Origin of the sequence: Streptomyces sp. RLB3-17 (assembly GCF_007113425.2) — a bacterium.
GTDB classification, from domain to species: Bacteria; Actinomycetota; Actinomycetes; order Streptomycetales; family Streptomycetaceae; genus Streptomyces; species Streptomyces mirabilis_D.
Genome location: NZ_CP041610.2, coordinates 11377634 through 11400152 on the forward strand (window position 1 = coordinate 11377634; position 22519 = coordinate 11400152).

The 22519-nt window shown below is 68.5% G+C and carries 17 protein-coding genes and 8 pseudogenes; 14 read left to right on the plus strand and 11 right to left on the minus strand.

All coding sequences use genetic code 11. The features are described from left to right. Positions 1 to 99 precede the first annotated feature (99 nt). A protein-coding gene (locus FNV62_RS51315) for an IS3 family transposase (protein ID WP_399221741.1) occupies positions 100 to 1508 on the minus strand; the annotation gives its coding sequence in 2 pieces (ribosomal slippage) (positions 100 to 1142 and positions 1142 to 1508; 1410 coding nt in all). 90 nt (positions 1509 to 1598) lie between these two features. On the opposite strand from FNV62_RS51315, the gene FNV62_RS51320 reads away from it, so the two are divergent. Then, the gene (locus FNV62_RS51320) at positions 1599 to 2837 is read left to right on the plus strand and encodes a hypothetical protein (RefSeq protein WP_143630261.1); all 1239 of its coding nucleotides are present in this window, start codon (positions 1599 to 1601) and stop codon (positions 2835 to 2837) included. Here FNV62_RS51320 and FNV62_RS51325 read toward each other — a convergent pair. Both FNV62_RS51325 and FNV62_RS51330 read right to left on the minus strand, forming a co-directional pair. Next, positions 2834 to 3955: an IS630 family transposase gene (locus FNV62_RS51325; RefSeq protein WP_143614479.1), complete on the minus strand. Its 1122-nt coding sequence runs from the start codon at positions 3953 to 3955 to the stop codon at positions 2834 to 2836. The genes FNV62_RS51320 and FNV62_RS51325 overlap by 4 nt on opposite strands. Positions 3956 to 4167: 212 nt before the next feature. Beyond that, positions 4168 to 5406, minus strand: a complete 1239-nt coding sequence (locus FNV62_RS51330) for an IS701 family transposase (protein ID WP_375336837.1) — start codon at positions 5404 to 5406, stop codon at positions 4168 to 4170. A gap of 314 nt (positions 5407 to 5720) precedes the next feature. Between FNV62_RS51330 and FNV62_RS51335 the strand changes: the two genes are divergently transcribed. Continuing rightward, entirely contained in the window at positions 5721 to 6092 is a 372-nt protein-coding gene (locus FNV62_RS51335; protein WP_143630259.1) for a transposase, read from the plus strand. Here FNV62_RS51335 and FNV62_RS51340 read toward each other — a convergent pair. Both FNV62_RS51340 and FNV62_RS51345 read right to left on the minus strand, forming a co-directional pair. Further along, positions 6004 to 6990, minus strand: a complete 987-nt coding sequence (locus tag FNV62_RS51340; RefSeq protein ID WP_143610795.1) for a YihY/virulence factor BrkB family protein — start codon at positions 6988 to 6990, stop codon at positions 6004 to 6006. The two genes, FNV62_RS51335 and FNV62_RS51340, sit on opposite strands and share 89 nt — an antisense overlap. Positions 6991 to 7054: 64 nt before the next feature. Next, positions 7055 to 7832, minus strand: a pseudogene (locus tag FNV62_RS51345) (proton-conducting transporter membrane subunit); the annotation flags it as partial. Here FNV62_RS51345 and FNV62_RS51350 point away from each other — a divergent pair. The 4 genes and pseudogenes from FNV62_RS51350 to FNV62_RS51365 all read left to right on the plus strand — a co-directional run. Beyond that, positions 7823 to 8598: pseudogene (locus FNV62_RS51350) on the plus strand (TIGR03557 family F420-dependent LLM class oxidoreductase); the annotation flags it as partial. The pseudogenes FNV62_RS51345 and FNV62_RS51350 overlap by 10 nt on opposite strands. Before the next feature lie 7 nt (positions 8599 to 8605). Next, a pseudogene (locus FNV62_RS51355) lies at positions 8606 to 9306 on the plus strand (HAD family hydrolase). 310 nt (positions 9307 to 9616) lie between these two features. After that, positions 9617 to 9842: pseudogene (locus FNV62_RS58280) on the plus strand (CBS domain-containing protein); the annotation flags it as partial. 161 nt (positions 9843 to 10003) lie between these two features. Next, on the plus strand, positions 10004 to 10231 hold the full coding sequence (locus tag FNV62_RS51365) for a DUF6480 family protein (protein ID WP_054236231.1): 228 nt from the start codon (positions 10004 to 10006) through the stop codon (positions 10229 to 10231). 24 nt (positions 10232 to 10255) lie between these two features. Here the strand turns inward: FNV62_RS51365 and FNV62_RS56560 are convergent. Beyond that, positions 10256 to 10466, minus strand: a pseudogene (locus tag FNV62_RS56560) (SDR family oxidoreductase); the annotation flags it as partial. Between the two features lie 748 nt (positions 10467 to 11214). Further along, complete coding sequence (locus FNV62_RS51370) at positions 11215 to 11574, minus strand: hypothetical protein (protein ID WP_143630255.1); 360 nt, start codon at positions 11572 to 11574, stop codon at positions 11215 to 11217. Between the two features lie 280 nt (positions 11575 to 11854). On the opposite strand from FNV62_RS51370, the gene FNV62_RS51375 reads away from it, so the two are divergent. Next, positions 11855 to 12247 (plus strand): hypothetical protein, encoded by a 393-nt coding sequence (locus FNV62_RS51375; protein ID WP_143630253.1) that lies wholly within the window; start codon positions 11855 to 11857, stop codon positions 12245 to 12247. A gap of 170 nt (positions 12248 to 12417) precedes the next feature. Here FNV62_RS51375 and FNV62_RS51380 read toward each other — a convergent pair whose 3' ends face one another. After that, complete coding sequence (locus tag FNV62_RS51380; RefSeq protein WP_143604765.1) at positions 12418 to 13563, minus strand: PP2C family protein-serine/threonine phosphatase; 1146 nt, start codon at positions 13561 to 13563, stop codon at positions 12418 to 12420. 339 nt (positions 13564 to 13902) lie between these two features. On the opposite strand from FNV62_RS51380, the gene FNV62_RS51385 reads away from it, so the two are divergent. The 5 genes and pseudogenes from FNV62_RS51385 (at position 13903) to FNV62_RS56570 (ending at position 17992) form a co-directional block, all read left to right on the plus strand. Next, the gene (locus FNV62_RS51385; protein ID WP_097282063.1) at positions 13903 to 14460 is read left to right on the plus strand and encodes a hypothetical protein; all 558 of its coding nucleotides are present in this window, start codon (positions 13903 to 13905) and stop codon (positions 14458 to 14460) included. A gap of 743 nt (positions 14461 to 15203) precedes the next feature. Continuing rightward, positions 15204 to 16285 (plus strand): annotated as a pseudogene (locus FNV62_RS51390) (IS630 family transposase). Positions 16286 to 17218: 933 nt separating this feature from the next. Further along, positions 17219 to 17389 carry an SDR family oxidoreductase gene (locus FNV62_RS51395; RefSeq protein WP_225900710.1) on the plus strand — a complete coding sequence of 57 codons (171 nt, stop codon included), beginning with the start codon at positions 17219 to 17221 and terminating at the stop codon, positions 17387 to 17389. A gap of 11 nt (positions 17390 to 17400) precedes the next feature. Then, positions 17401 to 17748: pseudogene (locus FNV62_RS56565) on the plus strand (NAD(P)H-binding protein); the annotation flags it as partial. Beyond that, positions 17738 to 17992, plus strand: a complete 255-nt coding sequence (locus FNV62_RS56570; RefSeq protein ID WP_375336855.1) for a transposase — start codon at positions 17738 to 17740, stop codon at positions 17990 to 17992. The pseudogene FNV62_RS56565 and the gene FNV62_RS56570, both read left to right, overlap by 11 nt. Before the next feature lie 236 nt (positions 17993 to 18228). Here the strand turns inward: FNV62_RS56570 and FNV62_RS51405 are convergent, their stop codons facing one another. Further along, the gene (locus tag FNV62_RS51405; RefSeq protein WP_143604769.1) at positions 18229 to 18600 is read right to left on the minus strand and encodes a MerR family transcriptional regulator; all 372 of its coding nucleotides are present in this window, start codon (positions 18598 to 18600) and stop codon (positions 18229 to 18231) included. A gap of 118 nt (positions 18601 to 18718) precedes the next feature. Here FNV62_RS51405 and FNV62_RS51410 point away from each other — a divergent pair. After that, positions 18719 to 19809 (plus strand): annotated as a pseudogene (locus tag FNV62_RS51410) (alkene reductase). A gap of 26 nt (positions 19810 to 19835) precedes the next feature. Beyond that, the gene (locus FNV62_RS51415) at positions 19836 to 20174 is read left to right on the plus strand and encodes a putative quinol monooxygenase (protein ID WP_143630252.1); all 339 of its coding nucleotides are present in this window, start codon (positions 19836 to 19838) and stop codon (positions 20172 to 20174) included. Positions 20175 to 20199: 25 nt separating this feature from the next. On the opposite strand, the gene FNV62_RS51420 is transcribed toward FNV62_RS51415, so the two are convergent. Beyond that, the gene (locus FNV62_RS51420) at positions 20200 to 21807 is read right to left on the minus strand and encodes a carboxylesterase/lipase family protein (RefSeq protein WP_143630250.1); all 1608 of its coding nucleotides are present in this window, start codon (positions 21805 to 21807) and stop codon (positions 20200 to 20202) included. A gap of 15 nt (positions 21808 to 21822) precedes the next feature. Then, positions 21823 to 22458 (minus strand): GOLPH3/VPS74 family protein, encoded by a 636-nt coding sequence (locus tag FNV62_RS51425; protein ID WP_143610806.1) that lies wholly within the window; start codon positions 22456 to 22458, stop codon positions 21823 to 21825. Positions 22459 to 22519 lie beyond the last annotated feature (61 nt).

Sequence of the window (22519 nt, forward strand, 5' to 3'; positions counted from 1 at the left end):
ACATGAATCATTTCTGTTGGTGTTCCGGTACCACTTACGGGAACGACACTCGCGATCCGCTCGACGGTAGCTGTCAAGTCAAATGAAACGCATATGCGGCTATGAACTGTGTTGCTGTGGTTCGCGCCGTCGTGCGGGGTCGTTGATCCACGCCTGCTGAGGAATCTTCGGCGGCGCCGGCCGGCGGTTGAAGCGTTCGGGATGCTGCTCGAACGCGACTGTGAGGGTGGCTGCCCGTTGCTCGCGGACGAGTTCGGCGGTGCCGAAGTGGACGCTGGCGGGGGTGTGGTAGCCGATCCCGGAATGCCGGTGGACGTGGTTGTAGTGCGAGATGAACGCGTCCATCCACTCCCGTGCGTGGGCGAGGGAATCGAAGCGCTCGGGGTAGTCCGACTGGTACTTCGTGGTGCGGAACTGGCTCTCGCTGAACGGGTTGTCGTTGCTGACCCTGGGCCTGGAGTGGCTACGGGTCACACCGAGATCGAGGAGCATCTGGGAGACCTGCCTGGAGGTCATCGAGGTGCCGCGGTCGGCGTGCACGGTGTGCGGCACGATGCCGTTGCGGTCGATCGCCTCACGGATCAATTCCTCTGCCCGCGCGGCGGATTCGGCCGCCTCGACGGTGTGGCCGACGGCGTAGCGGGAGTAGATGTCGAGGATCACGTACCCGTGGAACCAGACCCCCTTCGCCGGACCTGCCAGGCGTGTGATGTCCCAACTCCACACCTCGGAGGGCCCGTTGGCGACCAGCTCGGGAACCGTGCGGGGCGGATGGGTCGCCTGACGGCGGCGTTCACCGTCCTGCCCGGCCTCCTTCAGGATCCGGTACATGGTGCGCTCGGAACAGTGGTAGCGGCCCTCGTCCAGCTCTCGTGCGTAGATCTGCGCGGGCGGCAGGTCCACGTACTCGGGCCGGTTCATCAGCTCCAGCACCGCCTGCCGCTCGACGGCCGACAGTGCGTTGACCGGCGCCGGACGCGGCGTCTTCGCCCGGGGCGGGGCAGGGTTCAGCCGCCGGTGGTGGGTGGCCCGGGAGCGTCCGGTGATCCGACACGCAGCCACGATGCCCAGATACGGGGCCAGGTCCTCCACGGCCTCGTGGAGGAGAGGCTCCAGGGCGTCCTTCAGTCCGCGCTCTTGGAGAGTGCTTCCAAGAGCGCGTGTGTTTTTCCCAGCACCTCCAGCGCGGCGTCCCGCTTCGCGACCTCCTCCTCCAGGCGCTCCACCCGCCGCCGCAGCTTGTCGTTCTCGGCCTCTGCAGGGTGCTTCTTCGGGCGGGAGGGGCTGGTGCGGTGGTCGGTCAGCTTCTCCAGCGCGCCGGCGTCCCTGGCCTGGCGCCACTCGATGATGTGGGAGTGGTACAGCCGCTCCCGGCGCAGGATGGCGCCCTTGTCCCCGGTGGGGGCCGCGTCGTACTCGGCGACGATCCGCAGCTTGTACTCGGGGGTGAAGCGGCGCCGCTTCGGCCGCGGCGCGGGATCCTGCTCGGAAGGCTTGGTGCTGGTCATGCGGGTGATGCTCCTGTCGTGCCCGCCCACAATATCTGATCATTTCGGGGCGTCTCACCCGACGATGTCAGAGAGGGCGAAGGAGCCCCGATGCGTCAGAGCATCTCTCGTATCGCCCCCATTGTCATGGGACTCACCATCGCCGCTTTTGACGTCGTTATGCTGCCCGCTGCCGCACAACCTGCCACACCGGGTCCGGACCTACTCGGCGTGTCGCAGTCGGCTACGGCGCCTACCAACCCGGGGCTCGGTACTCCCTCCGTCGAGACGAGCAGAACCACTAGTGGCACAAGCCGGGCGCCGATTGTGAACGTGACCAGCTGCAGCGAGAGCGACCTGCAAGCCGCGATCGGCTCTGTCGCCACAGTGGGCGGCACGGTCAACCTCAGGCCCGGCTGCACCTACACCCTCGCCGACACCGTACCGCCGAACGACGATAACGGACTGCCGGTCATCAAGAATAGCGTTACGATCAACGGATGCGGCGACATCATCACCCGAGCCGCAACCGCGGCCAATTTCCGTTTCTTCGAAATCGACGGCCCCAATGGAAACCTCACTCTCAACACCCTGACCCTCAGCAACGGTCACGCGTCCACTGGCCTTGGCAGCGGACGGGGTGGTGCGATCTGGCTCAATGGCGCCGGTTCCGCACTGACGTTGAACAACTCCAGCCTCACCACCAACACCGCCGACACCTTTGGTGGGGCCATCGACAATGACAGTGGCGCGGTGAGCGTCAACAGGAGCACGCTCCACAACAACAAGGCGCGTGCCGGCGGGGCCGTGTTTGTCAACCCATTCGGAGGTTCCGGCACGGCGACCTTCGACAGAAGCAGGATCACCGGCAACCACGCAACCATCCTGGCCGGCGGGATCGCCGCTGCCGTCGGCACGAAGGTGACGTTGACCAGCACCCGGGTCATCGGCAACGACGTCACCGGTAACAATGCGCAGGGTGGCGGCATCGCGCAAGCCGGAACCATGACGCTGAAGAGAAGCGAGGTCATTGGCAACACCACCACCGGTGCCAATGCGCAGGGCGGCGGCATCTTCAACACTAACGGCACGGTGCAGCTCACCAGCAGCCCCGTCGCCGGCAACACCACCAACGGCACGAACTCCCGCGGTGGCGGCATCTTCAATACGGGCTCCGGCTCGGTGGCTCTCACCCGTAGCCCGGTTACCAACAACCAGGCGCTGGGAACGGGAGCAGACGGTGGCGGCGTCTTCAAAGCCAGCGGCACGGTGACGCGGGACGCCAGTCCCATCGTCCGTAACCGGCTCAACAACTGTGGTAGCCCCAGCACCGTACCCGGCTGCTCCTAGTGTCCTGCGCCAGAGATCCGTCGGCAGAAGCGGGCGAGGGAGTCGAGGATTTCTTCGGCAGTCTTGGTCCAGACGAACGGCTTGGGGGCTTCGTTCCAGTCCTTGACCCATGCCCGGATGTCGGCTTCGAGGGCCTGGATGTTTTTGTGTGCGCCTCGGCGGATCATCTGGTGGGCGAGGTAGCCGAACCACCTCTCGACCTGGTTGATCCAGGACGAGCCGGTCGGGGTGAAGTGCAGCTCGAACCGCGGGTGTTTGGCCAGCCAGGACTTGATCACCGGTGTCTTGTGGGTGCCGTAGTTGTCCACGATCAGGTGGACCTGCAGGTGAGCGGGTACCTCCTTGTCGATCCGGATCAAGAACTTCTTGAACTCCACGGCCCGGTGCCGGCGGTGCAGGGCAGTGATGACTTCACCCGTGGCGACATCGAACGCGGCGAACAAGGTGGTCAGGCCGTTGCGCACGTAGTCGTGGGTGCGCCTCTCGGGCATGCCCGGCATTATCGGCAGCACCGGCTGGGACCGGTCCAGTGCCTGGATCTGCGACTTCTCGTCCACCGAGAGCACCACCGCACCCTCGGGCGGGTTGAAGTACAGGCCCACGACGTCGTAGACCTTCTCCACGAACAACGGGTCCGTCGACAGCTTGAAGGTGTCCGTCAGATGCGGCTTGAGCTGGAACTGCCGCCAGATCCGGCCCACGGTCGACTTCGACAGACCACTGTGCTGCGCCATCGATGTCCGCGACCAGTGGGTGGCGTTCTTCGGGAGCTGTTCCAGCGTGGTGACCACGACGGCTTCCACCTGATCGACGCTGATGGTGGGCGGCCGGCCCGGCCGGGGCTCGTCCGCCAGCCCGTCCAGCCGCTCGGCGAGGAAGCGTCGGCGCCACTTGCGGACGGTGTCCGCGGTCACCCGCAGATCCCGGGCGACCGCGACGATCGGCGGTACCTCCAGACCCGCGCACGCCAGCACAATCCGAGCCCGCAGGGCCAGCGCCTGGGCCGATGTCGCCCGACGCGTCCACCGTTCCAACACCGCCCGCTCATCATCAGACAGCAGCAACGGTTCCAGCTTCGGGCCCCGACGAGGAGCTGACGCACCAGCAGCAGAAGTCACGCAACTTCTAACGATCAACTACTGGCGCAGGACACTAGTACTCCAGCAGCACTTTGACGTTTTCCCTGTTCAGGGTCGGTCTGGGTGAGTGTAGAGGGCTGATGGCCGGCCTGTGTTCTCTTTCCCGGGCCGCCCCTCGATCGTGTGCAGCCGCCGCTGATAGTGACAGCGGCGGGCGACGGCTTGGCGTCGTCTGCGCCAGTGTGACCACCTCAACGCGCGTGCGCTGATGAGGGGCTGGTGAACGGCGATGGATGAGTGGCCAGTTGCCAGGAGCCGCCGAATTTCTGCCACGGTGAGGGGCGCGAGGCAGGAACCGTTTCTGCTGCCCCTTTTGCCGCGGCGTCGACGGCCATGACGGCCAGGAAGGCATGCGCCAGCATGGCCAGGGTGATGTGCCGCATCCAGCCGGTGTAGCGGCGGACTTCGTACTGGTCGAGGCCGCATTCGTTCTTCGCGGCCTGGAAGGCTTCCTCGATGGCCCAGCGCGTCCCGGCGACGCGGACCAAGTGCTCGATGGTGGTGCCGAGCGGTGCGTAGGCGAGGTAGTAGGCGATCTCTTCGGGCTTGTTGATGCTGCGGCGGGCCAGTGCCCACCGCTGGTGGGTGGGCATCTCGTCGTCGAAGTCCTCGATGGGCGTGATCTGCAGGGCGGCCCAGTGGTAGACGCGCGGGCCCTTGGCCCCGTCACCGCACGAACGTCTCTCCCACGCTTCGTCGGGTGCTTGGGAGAAGAGGTGGTCGATGCGTCCGAAGTGGGGCACCTGCTGGGACTTGGGAACCGCGAGTACATACCCCAGGCTGGTCTCCTCCAGCATGTGGCGCAGCCGCCATTCCTGGCCGTAGGCGGCGTCCGCGGTCACCCAGGCGATCGGCAGCGGTGAGGCGATCGCCCGCAGCACCATGGCCTTGGCCAGGTCGGGTTTGGTGGCGAAAGTCCGCTCGTTGGGGATGTGAGCGGCGCGGCAGCGGTCGCGGTCGTCGGTCCAGGTCTTGGGCAGGTACAACTCCCGGTCCACCAGGGCGCGTCCGTGTGTGGTGGCGTAGGCGGCGAACACGCCGATCTGGCAGTTTTCGGTGCGGCCGGCGGTGCCGGAGTACTGGCGCTGGACGCCGGCCGAGGTGGTGCCTTTCTTGAGGAAGCCGGTGTCGTCGAGGATGAGGATCCCGTCGGGCTCGCCGAGCCGTTCGGCTACGTAGTGCTGGAGGTCGTCGCGGAGCTCATCGGCGTCCCAGCGGGCGCCGTTGAGGAGCCGCTGGAGGCGGTCGGGTGTGCGGTGTCCGGCGTATTCGGCCAGCTGCCAGCCGTTTTTGCGGCCGACCGGGCCCAGTAGTCCACGGATGTAGTCACGCATCCGGCGACGCGGCTCGACACGCCTGAAGCGGTGGCCGGTACGCAGGAACAGTTCCTCGAGTTCGTCGTTCCAGATCTCAACTGCACGCTCGTCGATCACGCCGGGAGGCTGCCCGGACCGCTGTCACTATCAGCGGCGGCTGCACACGATCGAGGGGCGGCCCGGGAAAGAGAACACAGGCCGGCCATCAGCCCTCTACACTCACCCAGACCGACCCTGAACAGGGAAAACGTCAAAGTGCTGCTGGAGTACTAGTACTCCAGCCGGACTTCTGTATTTCTCCTGGCCAACGCCCTGGCGGTGGGGAATGTAGCGGGGGTTCGGCATGGGGGGGACGGTCCTGGGCCGACCGTCCCACCAACGAGTGCCCGCGCCGCAGGCAATGACAGTGCGACGAGCAGTCCTTTGTCGTGATCCACGGTGTACCGACGAACACCTGGGACCTGGAACTCGAACACGGCCTGCAGTACCTTCTCTCCCACAGCCGCTGGGACGCCGAGGGCCTGCGCGACGACCTGCGGGCCTACGTGGCCGAACAACTCGGCTGCGCAGACGGTGTGTGGATCCTCGACGACACCGGCTTCGTGAACAAGCGCACCACCTCCGCAGGGGCGCAGCGCCAGTCCACAGGGTGTCTGCCGAGGGCGCGTAGTCCCCATGTGTGCTCGGCTGCGTTCTCGGTCGCGAGCGGCGTCAGTCCATACGGCGGTGGTCTTCCTTGCTCCAGGCGCGGGTGTCACGGGGCGGGAGGTACGGCTCTTCACCCTTCGGGAGTCCGCTGATGACGGCACGCTGGCGGGCCAGTTCCGCGTCGAATTCGAGGCCGAGCAGGACCGCGATATTGCTGAACCACAGCCACATCAGGAAGACGATCACGCCGGCGAGCGTGCCGTACGTCTTGTTGTACGACGCGAAGTGAGCCACGTAGAACGCGAACCCCGCCGAGGTGATCATCCAGACCAGCAGGGCCAGCACGCTGCCCGGAGTGACCCAACGGAAGCCGCGGCCCTTCACGTTCGGAGCCGCCCAGTACAGGATCGCGATCATGACCATGACCAGGATGACCAGTCCCGGCCACTTCGCGATCGACCACACCTTCAGCGTGGCGTCACCGATTCCAAGCGCCGCACCGGCCGCGCGAGCCACGCCGCCAGTGAACACCACAATCAGTGCGCTGATCACCGTCAGGACCAGCAGCACCACGGTGACACCGACCCGGATCGGCAGCACCTTCCACACGGGACGTCCCTCGGGCATGTCGTACACCACGTTGGCACTGCGGATGAACGCCGCGATGTAGCCGGAGGCCGACCACACCGCCACCACGATGCCGACCACGGCCACGATCGAGCCGAGGCCGCCGGGCGCCTGAAGCTGCCGTACCGCGTCGCTGATGATGTCCCGGGCCGAACTCGGCGCCAGTTTCTCGATGTTGTCCAGGACTTGCTGGGTCGCCGACCGGCCGGCGATACCGAGCAGTGAGACCAGGACCACCAGTGCCGGGAACAGCGACAGGACCCCGTAGTAGGTCAACGCGGCGGCTCGGTCGGCGAGTTCGTCCTTCTGGAATTCCCTGATCGTGCCCTTGAGCACCGCCCACCAGGACCGCTTCGGCAGTTTGCTGGGCTTGTCCGGCCTGGGCCGCTCGACCTGCTGTCCGGGTCCCGATGTCCGTGCCATACCTCTGAGGTATCCCGACCCGGCTCGATCATGCGTCGGCGTCGCCTCTGTCGCCTTGGTCCGCTCAGCCGTTCAGGACGCCCGGCAGGGCCAGCGCCGCCAGCAGCGTCGTGCCCACCAGCATCCACGCCACGTAGTCGCCGATGTGGCCGGACTGCAGGCGTCGTAGCGGAGCCATCCATGACGGTTCGCCGAGCGGCTTCGTGCGGGTCACGGCGAACGTGGCCAGACCGAGGGCCAGTAGGGTCGAGGTGAGACCGAGGAGTAGCCCAGCAACGGTCCAGTGCGGCGATGGGGCGGCCCCGCCGGGCACGGCGTGCCGGACCGCGGCGGCGAAGCCGGGTACCGCGCCCACGGCGAGGGACGCGACGAGCAGCACGGCGGGGACCGCGGTCATGGTGTCCGGTACCCGGCTCAGCCGGTGCCGAGTCTCCGGTTCCTCTCTGATGCCGGTGGTCTCGTACGACGACTCGTCGCCGGGCTGGGCGCCGAGGCCGAAGAACACCCGCGCGGCGACCCGGAGTACCGCGCCCGCGGTCACCGCCGACACGGCGACGAACAGCACGGTCAACGGGCCGCCGACCGACTTCTCCAGCACCGCCTTCCCGAGCCCGATGCCGAAGGGGGGGCATACCGGCGAGGCTCAACCCGCCGACGACGTACAGTACGGCGACTCCGCGCAGCCTGCGGGCGCGCCCGTGCAGGGCGTGTTCGTCAACCGAGCCGTACCGGTCGAGGAGTACGCCGGTGCAGGCGAACAGGGCGGCTTTCACCCCTGCGTGGCCCAGGATGTACAGCGCGACCCCTTCGTCGGCCTCGGGACTGAGGCTGCCGATCCCGACTGATGACGTACGTGACGTGCCCGACGACCCGATACCACCCGGTCGACGTGGCCCAGAAGGCCGCCACCATGCAACTCCTCTCCCAGGGACGCCTCCGCCTGGGACTCGGCTCGGGGGAGAACCTCAACGAGCATGTGGTGGACGGCGGTTGGCCCGCTGCGCACATCCGGCTGGAGATGATCGAGGGAGGCGGTGGAGATCATCCGCTCGCTCTTCGCGGGGGAGAACCTCAACCACCACGGTGCCCGCTTCGACGTAGAGAACGCCAGGTTGTGGGGTCTGCCCGACGCACCCCCGCCGATCGGTGTCGCCGTCTCGGGTGACCGTTCATGCGAACTCGCCGGTCACGCCGCCGACTTGATGATCGCCACCGAACCCAGGCCGGAACTGATCTCCGCGTTCGACCGGTACGGCGGCACAGGCAAGCCCAGGGCCGGGCCAGCTATCCATCTGTTACGACACCGACCGCGACGCGGCGATCGCCCGCGCCGACGATCAGTTCCGCTGGTTCGGCGGCGGCTGGCCGGTCAACTCCGAGCTGCCCGGACCCGCCGCGTTCGCGGGTGCCACCGAGTTCGTACGGCCCGAGGACGTGGCCAAGTCCATTCCCTGCGGTGGCGACATGGGCGTCGTCGGCGCAGCCGTGCGCCCCTACGTCGACGCCGAATTCACCGAGGTCGCCCTCATACAGATCGGCGGCGAGCACCAGGAGCCGTATCTGGAGTGGGCCGAGCAGAAGCTGCTGCCCGTCCTTCGTGAATGGTGAGCGTGGGATGACCACGAAGCGTGCGGCGATCGTCGACGTCGACGGAACGGTCGTCGACAGCAACTACCTGCATGTCGTCACCTGGTGGGAGGCGTTCCGGCAGGCGGGCCGCCATGACCCATGCGGGAGATCCACCGGGCCGTGGGCCTCGGCAGCGGCGACCTGATCTAGCACCTGCTCGGCGACGACCGCGGCCCTGACGGCGACGACCGGCTCGCCGCGACCCACCACGCCCTCCACGCCACGTAGTTCGAGCGGCTACCGGTGCTGGACGAGGCAGGCGACCTGCTGCGCGCACGGGCCCGGCGGGGCTGGAAGATCGTCCTGGCGACCTCGGCGAGTGGCGCGGAACTCTCCGCGCTGCGCGGCGCCATCGACGCGGACGACCGCATCCTCGGGGCGGCCAGTGCGGACGACGTCGACGACGGCAAACCCGCCCCCGACCCCGCCCGGCAGGCCAGGGAGCTGGCCGGCGTGCCCAGTGAACGAGCCGTGTTCGTCGGCGACACGGTATGGGACATGAAGGCCGCCGTGCGGGACGGGGTGGTCCCCGTGGCGGTGCTGTCCGGCGGGATCCCCCGCGCGGAGCTGGAAGCGGCCTGCGCCCGCGCGTTGTACCGAGATCCCGCCGACCTCCTCAGACACCTGGACGCCGGCGTCTTCGCCGACCGCGAGTCGGCAGGGGAGACCGCTGTTCCGAGCCGATAACCAGGCGCAGCGTCTGGTCGTAGAAGGTGGCTCTGTGCCTGGCTACCGCTTCGTGGGAGGCGCCGGCCCGGTCGCGGACTGCGGGCGTCACTGGGGCTATGGGCTATGGCGTTGCGGATCGTCGGCCTCGCGGGCTCGACGATGCCGCTTTTCATCGTTCGCCGCCACTCCGACACCCCAGGCATCCTGAGCTCCGTCCGCGCGCTCCTGGTGATGGCGTTGGGACCGATCGGCTACGGGTACTCGGAGACCGAACAGCGGCGAAAGCACCGCCCACTACACGGAGGGATGGTTCATGACTCAGCGTGTCAGCGACGATCTGGTCACGGTCAAGCGACGACGACCTCGGCCGCGCGGTTGAAGTGCGCGAGCATTCGGTCCGCCGTGTACCGGTCGTCAATGAAGCGCAGCACGCGGTGGGCATTGTCTCCATCGGAGACCTGGCCATCGAACGCGACCCAGAGTCCGCTCTCGGCGACATCAGCGCTGCGCGGCCCGACAAGCCACGCGTCCTCCTCCATACGATGGTGGTGTGATGCCTGGAGACTCGAATCGATCGGCCTGCGCTGCGCCACTCCAACGTGGTCGGGCGGCGGGCCCCACGCCCACCACGCCGCCCCACGGCCCGCTGAGCACCTGTTAAACCCAACGACGTGACCAGCCCACGAAGAGCTGGGCCCTGAGAGGAGCGTGCGTCATGACGACTCCTGACCCCGACCCGACGCGAACCCCGGAAATCGAGCCGGGCCGCGGTGTGTCACCCGGTGAGACACCGCCCGCCGAAGGGGGCATCTATGGCATCTCTTATCCGGAGCCACCCGAGCAGGGCAAGGCATGGGGACCGATGGCACTCGTCCTGATCATGGTGGTGGTGGCACTGATAGCGATCGGGCTGATCGCCATGGTGGTGGCCCTGATCGGATAACGCCTCCTGCACATGCTCAGAGACGCGCCAGGCCTCGTCCGGGAGATCGCTGCCGGCCTGTGCTCCCATCCGCAGCATCCCTCTGTCCTTCACGCAAGAAGCGCCCGCGCCCGTGGCGTAGAACGACCCCCTCTGCGAGGAACGCGATCACGGCCGCGACCTCCCGGACATCGCTCGGGCGCCCCAGCGGCACACTGGGCCGTCGCTCGGCGGTGACGTCGGTGGGAGCTGATCCGACGGGCCGGGGCGCGCGAGCGTGGTGGGCAGCAGTCAGGAAGTACGAGCGACGGCTTCCGCGACCCCTAGGAACTCATCGTCGCGTCGGTCGAATGTCTCTACGTCTCTTCATCGATGTCTCCCGAGAGGCGTCGAGGCTCGAGTCCGGCGAGTTCCTCTCGAAACCGGCGCCGGGTCGTCCGAACAATCGTCGGCACCCGATCAACATCACCTGCTGCTTGGCTGCGTGAGCCGAATCGAAGCGGTCGGGACAGCACCGACCGCCTCCGATTGCTGCGCGTCACGGCAGACAGTTCGACGCGTCTGGCGGCGGTTGCTGCACGGAGAGCGCGGAGCAGCAGGTTGCCGTGCGTTCGAAGGGGGCACCCGGTTCTTGGGCGGCCACTGGGCCCGGCCGAGGTCGATTCACGCCCCTTGATGACAGTGGTGTCAGGCTGGTCAGGCGGTACGAGGATGAAGAGCGACGCAGCACTGCACGGTGAGGTCACCGCCAGTCACTCGGTGTTCGGGGCACCCTGCTGGGCGAGTCTGACCACGCGCGATCTGCGGGCGGCGGAGGACTTCTACCGCTCTGTGCTGGGCTGGGAGTGGCGCACTAGCAGCACGGTGGGCGACCAGTACCGCGTTGCGAGCGTGCACGGGGTCCCGGTCGCAGGGGTTTCGGAGGTGCACTTCGGGGTCAACACGGCCGTCTTGTGGACGCCGTATTTCGCGGTGGCGAGTGCGGACGAGACCGTGTCCCGTAGTCAGGAAGGCGGGCCCCGTCGGCGCGGTCGGGCGGCCTCGGTGGGCCGTGGATCACCGGTGGCCTTCGCGGTCACCAGGGCGATGTCGGCAAAGGTGCTCGTCATGGCCAGGTCGCGTCCCGCCAGGAGAGCTCGGGCCTGCGCGCGACTGTCGAAGACGTCGGTGGCGGGAGGCCCGGCGAGAGCGGCGAAATGCTCGGGCCAGATCGTGCCGAGGATGAGCACTGGGCCCCTTTCCGGGGTGACGAGCAGGGCAAGCAGGCCAGCGGCGATGCGCTCGCCTAGTTCTGGGTCAGAGGCGTTGAACAGGTAGTGCTGCGTTTCATTGAGCCAGATGACGGTGCGCGGCGCGATACGCATCCGGCCGACGAGGGCGTCGTTCAGGACCTGGGCGATGGCGTTCGGCCGGGAGGGGGCGATCGGGTGTCAGATCCGCCAGTCCGGCGGCAGTGTCCGGACGGCCTCCCAGCAGGCGCGGGTCTTGCCGCGGGAGGACTCTCCGACCAGGACGACCAGTTGGCTGTGGCCACCCATGGCACTGGCGCCGTCAGACTCAGGTGACGGTCGTGTTCCCGGCGACGTAGGTGGGCAGGGGAGGAAGCCGGTCTGTCCCCGGGCGGCCGGGGATATCGGTGGCTGGGTGCACCTCGTAGGCGAGGGCATCGTCGCCGGACAGTTCGGCGACGAGACGGCCGAGCGGTCCTTCATCAGGAAACAGGCCGACTTTCTTCGGCCTACCGGCGGTTCGGCCACCGCGGTTGGTGTCGGTTTCGTTCCAGGCGACGGCCCGACGCTGCTCGCATACCTCGGGCGGGATCACCTGCGCGAGGGCCTCGAGCTCTCCGAGACTCCGGAGCCTGAACGGCTGGGCAATGTCCTCGACCTGATGGCCGCGCTGAACGAATCCGTGGCCCAGTCCAAGGCGTCCCGCGCCGAGGGCTCCAAGCCGAAGCCGAAGCCGAAGAAGAAGGCTGCGACCAAGAAGGCGACGGCGCAGAAACTGCCGGCCAAGAAGACCGCGGGGAGAAGATGAGCGCACGGCAGCCGCGCGGCGCCTGAATATCTCGTGACGCCCTTGGAGCGCTTCCCCTCGTTCCGGCAGCCGCCGGTGTTGGGGGTGATGACGACGGTCGACCAGTTTCAGCTGGCCGGGAGTTGGGATGTGGCGCTGGTGCGGAGCCGGTGGGAGCTGTTGAGGCTTTTCTAGTGGGTGCGGGGCCGAAGGAGGTGGTGCGAGGGGGTGTGTTCGATGACCAGGATGGCGGCGTCGTCGACGGGAGGCCCGCCGATGTGGGCGAGCAGGTCGTGGTGGATCCGGTCCAGCAGATCGTCGGGGCCTGCGGCGGGGAAGGACGCGACCCGCTCGGCGAGCGGATAGAACGCTCTGGCCGGTGAGCGGGCCTCGATGACACCGTCGGTGTAGAGCACGAGCATGTCGCCGGCCTGGAAGGTGAACGGGTCGGTGCGGCGCGCCTCGGCGGGCAGTTCACCCATGCCCAGCGGCGGCAGGGGGCGGCGGGCGTGCAGAACCGTCACCTGCTGATCGGTCACCAGCAGCGGTGGCGGATGCCCGCAGTTGACCATCTCGGCCCCCGAGCCCTCGTCGGGGATCTCCAGGACGAGGCAGGTGATGAAGTGCTCGCCGGGATCGTGCTTGGTGTCTGCCACGTCGTCCACGTTCCGGCTGACGCTGTCGTCAAGGGCAGCCACCAGGTCAAGCAGAGAGGCACAGCGGTGAGTGCCCTCGCGGAAGGCACTCAGCACCAGCGAGGCCTCACCGATCGCGGCCAGGCCGTGGCCCCGCACATCGCCGATCACCACCCGGGTCGCGGCATGCCCGGCCCGGCCGACCGCAAAGAGATCACCCCCGATCTCCGCTTCGTCCTCCGCGGACAGATACAGCCACGCCACCCGCAACGGTCCGATCCGGCGCGGCGGAGGCCGCAGCAGAACCCGCTGCGTGGTCGCCGCCACCGAGCGTGCCTGGCTCAGCGCACGCTCACGCCGCTCCGTGACGCATCGCAGGAAAACTGTCAGGGCGCAGAGGACGAGCAGCGCGAGGATCTGCGCCAGGCGGTTGGCCGTGGTCAGTGTGCCGTCGAGCGCGGCTACGAGCACCAGGGCCGCCACCGCGAGGGCCCCGACGAGAGCGGTCACCCGCGTCCCGGCGAGAGAGGCGGTGAGCGCGGGCGCGATGACCAGCAGAGGCCCAAGGTGGACATCGGCTGGCGTGTAGAGATCCAGCGCGGTGATCGCCACGATCAGTACGAGCGGGATCGCCACCAGCCCGCGGTTCGATGGCTCCTCCAGGAGGCGATCACGCGACAAACGCCCACGTCGGACACCCATGCGCCCATTCTGCCCCGACGCGCTCCCCCCGGGGCGGCCCCACGAGCAGCGAGTCTCCGCCGGCAGGTGAGCACCGCGTTCCAGCAGCCACTCGAGGCGGAGGCCGCCGGGCCTCGCCCCGGCGCCGCTCCCCGACCGCGATCCACTGATCGATCTGGGTGAGACTCGCAGTCGCCTGCTGTACGAGTACGCACCCGCGCTACTGCAAGCAGCGTTGCGGACCCTTGCATGGCTGGTATGCCTGCCGGTGATGTGTCCCTGTATCGCGTTTCAATGCCAAGGAAGCGACTATTAATATAAATAGGGAAATATGGTGTTGGCGTTAGGGGGTCCTGCCTTATGTCGACATCAACACTTCTGGCGGTCATCATTGCCGCCGTGGTGGTGATCGCCGTGGCGGCCGTGACGGCGTCGATGTTCACGCGCCGCCAGAAGCTGCGTGAGCGTTTCGGCCCGGAGTATGAACGGACGATGGGGGATGCCGGCAGCCGCATGGCCGGCGAGCGTGAGCTCAGGGCCCGCGAGAAGCGGCATGACGCGCTGGACATCAAGCCGCTGGACAGCACTGTCAGGGATCGGTACACCCGGGACTGGGCCAGCGCGCAGGAAGAGTTCGTGGACCGTCCAGAGGACGCCGTGCACGACGCGGACCGCCTGGTGACCTCCTTGATGCACGAACGCGGCTACCCGACCCAGGACTTCGATCAACAACTCAAGGACCTCTCGGTCGAGCACGGCCGCACACTCGAGCACTACCGGGCCGCCCACGATGTCGAGGCGCTCAGCACCCGACACGAGGCGACCACCGAACAGTTGCGGGGTGCCATGGTGCACTACCGGGCCCTGTTCGACGAACTGCTCTCCGACGGCGGCGGACCCCGCCACGCCCGAGCCTGAAGGGCTCAGCGTACGGCCCGTCGCCTCGATCCGTAGGACAGGCCGCTCGCGGCGGCGGTGTCCGGTATGCCTTCGCGTTGCGTATCTCCTCCGCTCCCGGACGCCTGGGGCGCTCATCCGGCAGACGCACTCCCGGCGGGGTACTCCGGAACTCCGGGCAGAGCATCGCCAAGGGACGGTCTGCACCGATCGCCGGCCGGCCCTCAGGACGCGCAGGCCGCCCTTTCATCGTCCGCGGCGACAGGCTCAGCAATCACAACTGCCCACGTGTGGCGTCGTTCTGCAGGGTGCGACGTCCGACCGCAGCCGCGGCCAGTACCCGTGCCCCATCGGCGGGTATGTCGTCACTATCGGCACTTCGCGAGCGTCTCACGCGTCCTGACGTCGATCCGTACCCGGCTCGCTGGTGCTCTCGTCGCGAGCTGCGCTGTATGCGCTCTGGGCGGTCGGCGACGAAGAACTCGCCGCCATCAATCATGAGAAAAAGCGGAAGGCCGCCGCGACCGCGTGCCAGTGCGGTGGCTCAACAACGAACCTTCCCGCGCCCTTGCGGGCAGTTCAGCGCGGCTGATCCGGTCGTCGGTGCCGTCCTTCGGGCGCAGGCACTCGGACATCGCCCGCCGTAGCGGACCGGGTAGAAGGCTCCGGCCTGCCATGGCCAGCCCGACGCCCAACATGGCACCACCGCTAGTCTTCTGAGTCAGGAATTCCGTTCATATATGTAGGCTTGCCGTATGGCACGGATGGGGCGGCCGAAGGCCGAGTTGACGCTGTCGGACAAGGAACGGGCCGCACTTGAGGGGTGGGTGCGGGGTCGTTCCACGCCGCAGGCGTGGGCCTTGCGGTGTCGGATCATCCTGGCCTGCGCGGAGGGCGCCTCGAACAAGGACGTGGCGGCTCAACTCGGTTCCACGCCGCATGCGGTGGGCCGTTGGCGGGCCAGGTTCGTGCAGTACCGGATCGCCGGTCTGGGTGACATGCCACGTTCCGGTGGCCCCAGGACAGTGACGGACGAACAGGTCGCCGCGGTGGTCGCCAAGACGCTGGAATCCACTCCGAAGAACGCAACGCACTGGTCGACACGGTCGATGGCGAAAGAGATCGGCCTCTCACAGTCGTCGGTGTCACGGATCTGGCGGGCGTTCGGCCTGCAGCCGCACCGGTCCGAGACCTTCAAGCTGTCGACCGATCCGTACTTCGTCGACAAGGTCCACGATGTCGTCGGCCTCTATCTGGACCCGCCCGAGCGGGCACTGGTGTTCTGTGTGGACGAGAAGTCGCAGATCCAGGCCCTGGACCGGTCCCAGCCGGTGCTGCCGATGATGCCAGGGGTTCCCGAAAGGGCGACTCACGACTATGTGCGCGCCGGCACCACCACCTTGTTCGCGGCCCTTGAGGTCGCGACCGGCAAAGTGATCGGCTCTCTGCACCGCAGGCATCGGGCCGAGGAGTTCAAGAAGTTCCTGATCAAGCTCGACAAAGAGGTACCTGCCGGCCTGGATGTCCACCTCATCTGCGACAACTACGCCACCCACAAGACTCCCGCCATCAAGAAGTGGCTGCTGGCCCCCCCCGGTTCCACCTGCACTTCACACCGACTGGCTCGTCCTGGCTGAACCTCGTCGAGCGATGGTTCGCCGAACTGACCAACAAACAGATACGGCGAGGCGTTCACCGGTCCGTGCAAGCCCTGGAGAAGGACATCCGCAACTGGATCGCCGCATGGAACACCGACCCGAAGCCCTACGTCTGGACGAAGACCGCAGACGAGATCCTCGAACGCCTCGCCAGCTATCTGAACAGGATTCCTGACTCAGAAGACTAGCGACGGAGCCGGAAGACAACCAGCCGATCTTCTGCCCATCGGCCCAGACCCCCGCGCTCGCGGCAACAAAGGAATCAAAGCAGGCATACGACGCCGATCAGGGCATGCCACCAACGAGAATTATCGGCTCACCTCTGCATGTACCGCGAACGGGACCTCTTCGCAGCGGTCCCTGCCCGTTCACGGCGCGCTGCCCAGCGTCGACGCAACCAGTCACCGGTCTCCCCGATTCCGACCAGGAACGCGGAGGATGCGGCGCATGCGGTGAGAGAAGCAGCCTGGTCGACGGCCTGCCCAAGGAGCCACAAGGCAAGAGCGAGCAGCAGCCACCAACCCGTGAGCGAGCAGGTATGCCGCCACAAGCGAGTGCGGCCGGTCATCGGGTGGCCGCCCGGGTCCGCTGGGTGGCAATGATCACCACGATGCATCCGGCGAGCGCCGCCCACCCCCAGGCCACGTTCCGTTGCTGCTTCTCGCTCACCGCGGTACTCCCTTCACGAGGAGTGAAGCCTGCCATCCAGATCAGCAGGCCACCAGGCCATTCGCTGCACCTTACGCAGCCCGCGTCGGGGCCCTTGGATCCTTTCGGTTGCATACCAGGGCTCGCCGAGCTGCAAGCGGGGCAGCGTGGTCATGAGGACCGCGACGGTAATGCCGCGGACCGCCCCGGCGACGGACTCGTGGAACCGCTGTTTTCTGTGCCTGAGGAGGCCCCGCACGCGATCAGCCGGGATGTCAAGGGCCGTTGACGCTGACAGATCAGCGCGTATCCGGCCTGCGTGGGCCCGACGGTGTCCAGCGGATCAGCCTCAGTACCGCTGGTACCGTTCACGACACTCGTAGCCGCGCACCGCGCCAGGCGGCCGGTTTCTCCACCGACCTTGAGCGTCTGCCTTCTGGTGTCGTTGCCCCGCGCGGCCGGGCACCTCGGCGATGCTCGGCGAGCACACTGCGGTCCTGGACAGGACCAATGCGCGCGGCCGGGCGGGCGACCCGAACGAGATCGCCGACATCGTCTCGTTCCTGGTCGGCCCGGCCAGCAGCTACGTCAACGGCTCCATCCTGTTCGCCGACGGCGGCGAGCTCAGCGCTCTGCCCGGCTGAGGAACGCCGCTGTGAACGTCTTCGTCATCGGTGCCACCGGCTTCGTCGGCGGTGCCCTCGCACGACATCTGACGGCCCGCGGACACCTGGTCACCGGCCTGGCCCGCACCGACGTCGCCGCAGTCGCGCTCGCCGCCGACGGGATCACCCGCGTGGTCGCGGACCTGAATTCCCGGCGCTCTGCCACGATCGACGCGGCGCTGCAGGCCGATGTCGTCGTCTACACCGCCCAAGCCGACCCGGTGCTGGAGACAGCGACAGTCGAGAGTCTGACCCGCGCCATGGCGGGAACGGGCAAGACGCTGATCTTCCTCTCCGGCAGCGGCTTGCTCCTGCAACGCACCGCGGGTGCCTGGAGCCAGGACAGTTTCGCCGAGCACGACCCCTTCGTCGTCGAACCCCTGGCGACCTCCCGCAAGGCCAAGCTGGTCGGTTCCCTCAAAGGCGTCTCCGCCCGCAGACTCCGTCAGGAGTACCCCGACCACATCCGCAAGTACCTGTGGGGCGCGCTTCTGGTCACCCTCGTACTTCGCGGCGAGCTGCGGCGGCGCCCCGCTGAGCATCATCAAGGAGTGCATCGAGAACCAGAAGCGCCCGCAGTAGACAGCTGAGGCCAAAACAGTGCAGACCCATGCACGCGCGCGGGTCAGAGGAGTCCAGAGAAGCGCTTCCTCCCGGGCGTGAACGCCCGGGGTTCCGCGCTAGATCATGCTGAACAACCGTCTGAGGGTCTCTGCGCTCCTGCGCGGCCGGACGACGCCGGTGTGACTGTCAACTTCACATCGGAGGCCGACGGCTCCATGGGTGAGAACCCAGCCGACGAGACCGCCCAGGCCTCCTCAGGCGGCGTTCCGGCGGCCGTCGCGGTCGGCCCGGGCCGCTGCCATCAGGCCGTCGAGCGAGTCGCGGGTGTGCAGTAGTTCCTCGATGTGGGCGGAGAGCCGGTCGCGCTCCTGGGCCATGCGTTCCAGCGCGGAGTCGGAGTTCTCGTCGCTGGGCGCGTCGCGACACGGCATCAGTTCCATGATGGTGCGGCTGGACAGCCCGGCTGTGTACAGGCGCTGGATGAAGTCGATCCGCTCGATGTCGTCCTCCGTGAAGTGCCGCTGCCCGCCGCTGCTTCGGGTGCTGACGAGCAGTCCCTGCTCCTCGTAGTAGCGCAGTGAACGGACACTCACTCCGCTGCGCGCCGCGAGTTCGCCGATGCGCATCTCACCCTCCTGACCGTGACCTGGGCCCCAGGACTTGCACCTCACATTGATGTCAGGTTTTAGCGTACCTGTCGGGCTCGCTCTTCCCGGGCCCTCGCCCGTACGAAGGAGTTCCGGCATGACCGGCAAGACCAGCACGACCACGCTGTTGGACCGCTACAGCCTCGGTGGTCTGGAGCTGCCCAACCGGGTTGTGATGGCCCCGATGACTCGGGTCCGGGCCGCGGCCGGGGGTTTCGCCACCCCGTCCATGGCGGCCTACTACGCCCAGCGGGCCACCGCCGGGCTGATCGTCACCGAGGGGGTGCAGCCCAGCCTGGTCGGGCAGTCCAACCCGGGTACCCCGGGCCTGTACACCGACGAACAGGTCGCTTCCTGGCGGCCCGTCACCGACGCCGTGCACGCCAACGGTGGGCGCATCTTCGCTCAGATCATGCACGGCGGCCGGGTCTCGCACCCCGACACCACCGGGCTCCAGCCGGTCGGCCCCTCCGCTGTCGCGGCCGTCGGTGAGGTGTTCACCCCGGCCGGGCCGCGGCCCGGCCGGTCCCGCGCGCCCTGGACCTCTCCGAGGTGCCCGAGCAGGCCCGCTCGTACGCCGAGGCCGCCCGGCGCGCCGTCGACGCCGGCTTCGACGGCGTCGAACTGCACGGCGCGAACGGCTACCTGATCTCGCAGTTCCTCTCGTCCAACGCCAACCTGCGCACCGACTCCTACGGCGGCCCGATCGCCCACCGCATCCGCTTCGCCGTCGAAGCGGTCGCCGCCACGGTGGACGCCGTGGGTGCGGCCCGCACCGCGATCAGGCTCTCTCCCGGCGGCACCTTCTGGGGTGTCGAGGAGACCGAAGTGCCGGAACTGTACGCGGCCCTGCTCGCCGAACTCGCCCGCTTCGACCTTGCCTACGTACACCTGGAGGCGACCGCCGAGGAGGAAGTGCTGGTCGGGCTGCGCCGCGCATGGCCGGGCAGCCTGGTCATGAACCCGGTGGTGCCGATGGGCCCGAAGCAGGCCGACCGGACCGCCGCCGACCACTGGTTCGGCCTGGGCGCGGACCTGATCAGCTTCGGCCGCGCCTTCCTCGCCAACCCCGACCTGGTGGAACGGCTCCGCACTGGCCTGCCGCTCGCGCCCGCCGACCCATCCACGTACTACCAGGGCGGCGACGCGGGCTATCTCACCTACCCCGCCTACCAGTACACCGCCTGATCGCCCACGAAGGACGAGAAAGAACGATGAATTCGCTGAACAAGCTCCAGGACGACGCCCGGACGGCCGTCATCATCGCGGGCCGGGTGTTCGTCCCCGCCGAGGACGTCCAGACGTTCGTCGAGGAGGCACGGGCGACGTCGTATCCGCTTGCCGCGGCGAACCCCGGGAACGTGATGATTTCGTTCTGCGTGGAGGACGCGGCGACCGGAACCGTCACGGTGCTCGAGCAGTGGGCGTCCCAGGAGGCCCTCGACCGGCACGTGGCCACACCGGAGGTCACGGCGCTCCTCACCAAGTGGGGCCCGCGCACACGCAATGAGGTGCGCAGGTTCCAGGCCGACGAGACGGACCCCCGGGCCTGAGCCGAGCCGGGTCACGTGTCCGTGGTCATCCGAGGGTGTTCCAGAACGCGCAGTGGTGGCGGTGCCCCGCCGTGCGGGTGGGGACGACGTGGTCCGGCGCCAGGGACACCACCGTCTGCCGGGGCCAGCGTGGCAACGACGGACCGTTCGGGTCGGCGGCGCGAGCGAAGCGGGACCAATAGCCGATCATGGTGTCGGCGAGTCGGTTCTGCGCGGCTGTCAGGTGGCGGGGGCGGCCGCCCAGGTCGAACAGGTAGGGCAGTTCGCTGGCGTGCGGGGCGCCGAGCGGGAACGGAGGGGTGCGGGGGGTGAGCGGCGGCGCGTGCTCGTCGGCGAACTCGTAGCGCCAGACGGGCACCTTGGCGCCGAGCAGGCCGTCGGTGCGCGCCGTCGGGCAGGCGAAGTTGGCATCTCCGATGACCGCGCCGAACACCGGTCCTCCGTCGGTGCGGTGCACCGGGTACTCGCGGACGATCTTCTTCGCCTGACCGGGGGAGGGGAAGAAGGTGGCCACGACGTCGGGCCAGGTGTCGGGGGTGACGGGATGGCCGGCTTGGACGATCCCGGCGGCCCAGCCGTTGCCCTCGTCGTGGTTGTTGCCGATGAGCACGGGGACGCGGTGGAAGCGGCCGGCAGCGATGGCCGCAGCGGGGTCACTGGGCAGCAACGGGGTGCTGTACGCGGGCTGTTGATCGGTTTCCTGGGCGCTGAGGAGATGGGCGACGTCCACGTGTCGCAGGCAGGCCGGCACGTCGCGGGCGGCGCCGCAGCCGACCTGTGCCGCGAGGGCCGCGCCCTTGGCGCGTGCCGTGTTCAGGGGGATGGAGGACGGGGCGAAGGGCCGGTCGGGGCGGCCGGTGCACGGGCCGCTCTCGATGATCGCCCGGTCGAAGAGTTCCGCGGCGGCGGGTGAGGCGAGCTGGGCGCAGACGCTGTAGCCGCCGGCCGACTCGCCGGCCAGCGTCACGTTGTGCGTGTCGCCGCCGAAGGCGCCGATCTCGGCGCGGACCCAGCGCAGCGCCGCCTGCTGGTCGGCCAGTCCGAAGGTGCCGGAGCCGGGCAGGCCGCTGTGTGCGAGGAAGCCGAGGGCGCCGAGGCGGTAGTTGACGGTGACGACCACGACGTCGCCGCGGGTGGCCATGCGGTGGGCGTCGTACGAGCTGCCCGCTCCGGTGGTGAAGCCGCCGCCGTGGAGCCACACGATCACCGGCCGTGGGTGTGCCGGTCCGGCGGTGTCCGGTGTCGTGACGTTCAGGTGGAGACAGTCCTCGTCGGTGCTGCCGCCGGGCACCTCACCGGCCGGCTGCGGACAGGCGCTCGCGGGCCGGGTCGCGTCCCGTACGCCGGACCAGGGGGCCGGACGGCGGGGCGGCGTCCAACGCAGCCGGCCGACCGGGGGTGTCGCGTAGGGGATGCCCTCGAAGGTGCGGTAGCCGTCGCGGGCGGTGCCGCGGACTCGGCCGTCGGGGGTGCGGACCGTCGTGCTGATGGCGGCGAACGGGGCGGGCACCGACGTGCGTACCGTCGTGGCGGCGGGCTCGGCGGGCTCCGTCGGTGGCGGAGCCGACCAGGCCGTCGCGAGTACGGCGGTCAGGGCGCAGCCCAGGGTGGTCAGGACGCGGTGCATGTTCATCGTCTCCCGGTTCGGTCAGCTGCCGCCCATGCCGCCCTGTGCGGCGATCATGGTCATCGGCAGGGTGCGTACTGCCTTCTCCAGGCCGGGCGCGAGGGCGCCGAGGGATCCCGTGCACGCGTCGATACGGGCCCGGAAGGTCTTGTGGTCCTGGCGTGACACGGCCGAGCGGATGCCGCCCGCCGCGGCCAGTGCCAGCAGTGCGGCGTCGGCGGCGGGGATCTCCCGCACGGGGCCGTTCCCGTGCAGCGCCGCGGACACGCGGGCCCGCACCGCGGCGGGCACGGCGTGGTCCGTCACCGTCGACCGCCGGGTGCCGAAGCGGGTGCGGGGTGCCCTCACGGTGAGGAGCCCCGCCACGGCGAGCCGGTCCTCCACCTCTGTCAGGGTCCGCCTGCGGTGGCGGCGCACGAGCTGCTTCCAGCCGTGCCCGGCGGCGTCACGCAGAATCCCGTCCAGGACGGGGTCGCCGGTCGGTGCCGTGCCCGACACGGTGACCGTGCCGCCGTCCTCTCGCAGCCGGCCACGCAGCGCGAGGTCGATCAAGGCGGCGGCACGGACCAGCAGCTCCGTGCGGGCACGGTCGTAGGGGCCTTCGGCCGCGTCGTCGTGGGCGAGCAGATACATGAGGCAGGCCAGGTCGTCGTTCACCCCTCGACGCTATGGCCGGGCACCCCGGCCCCGGATCGGCCACAGGAACGGGCCGGCACTG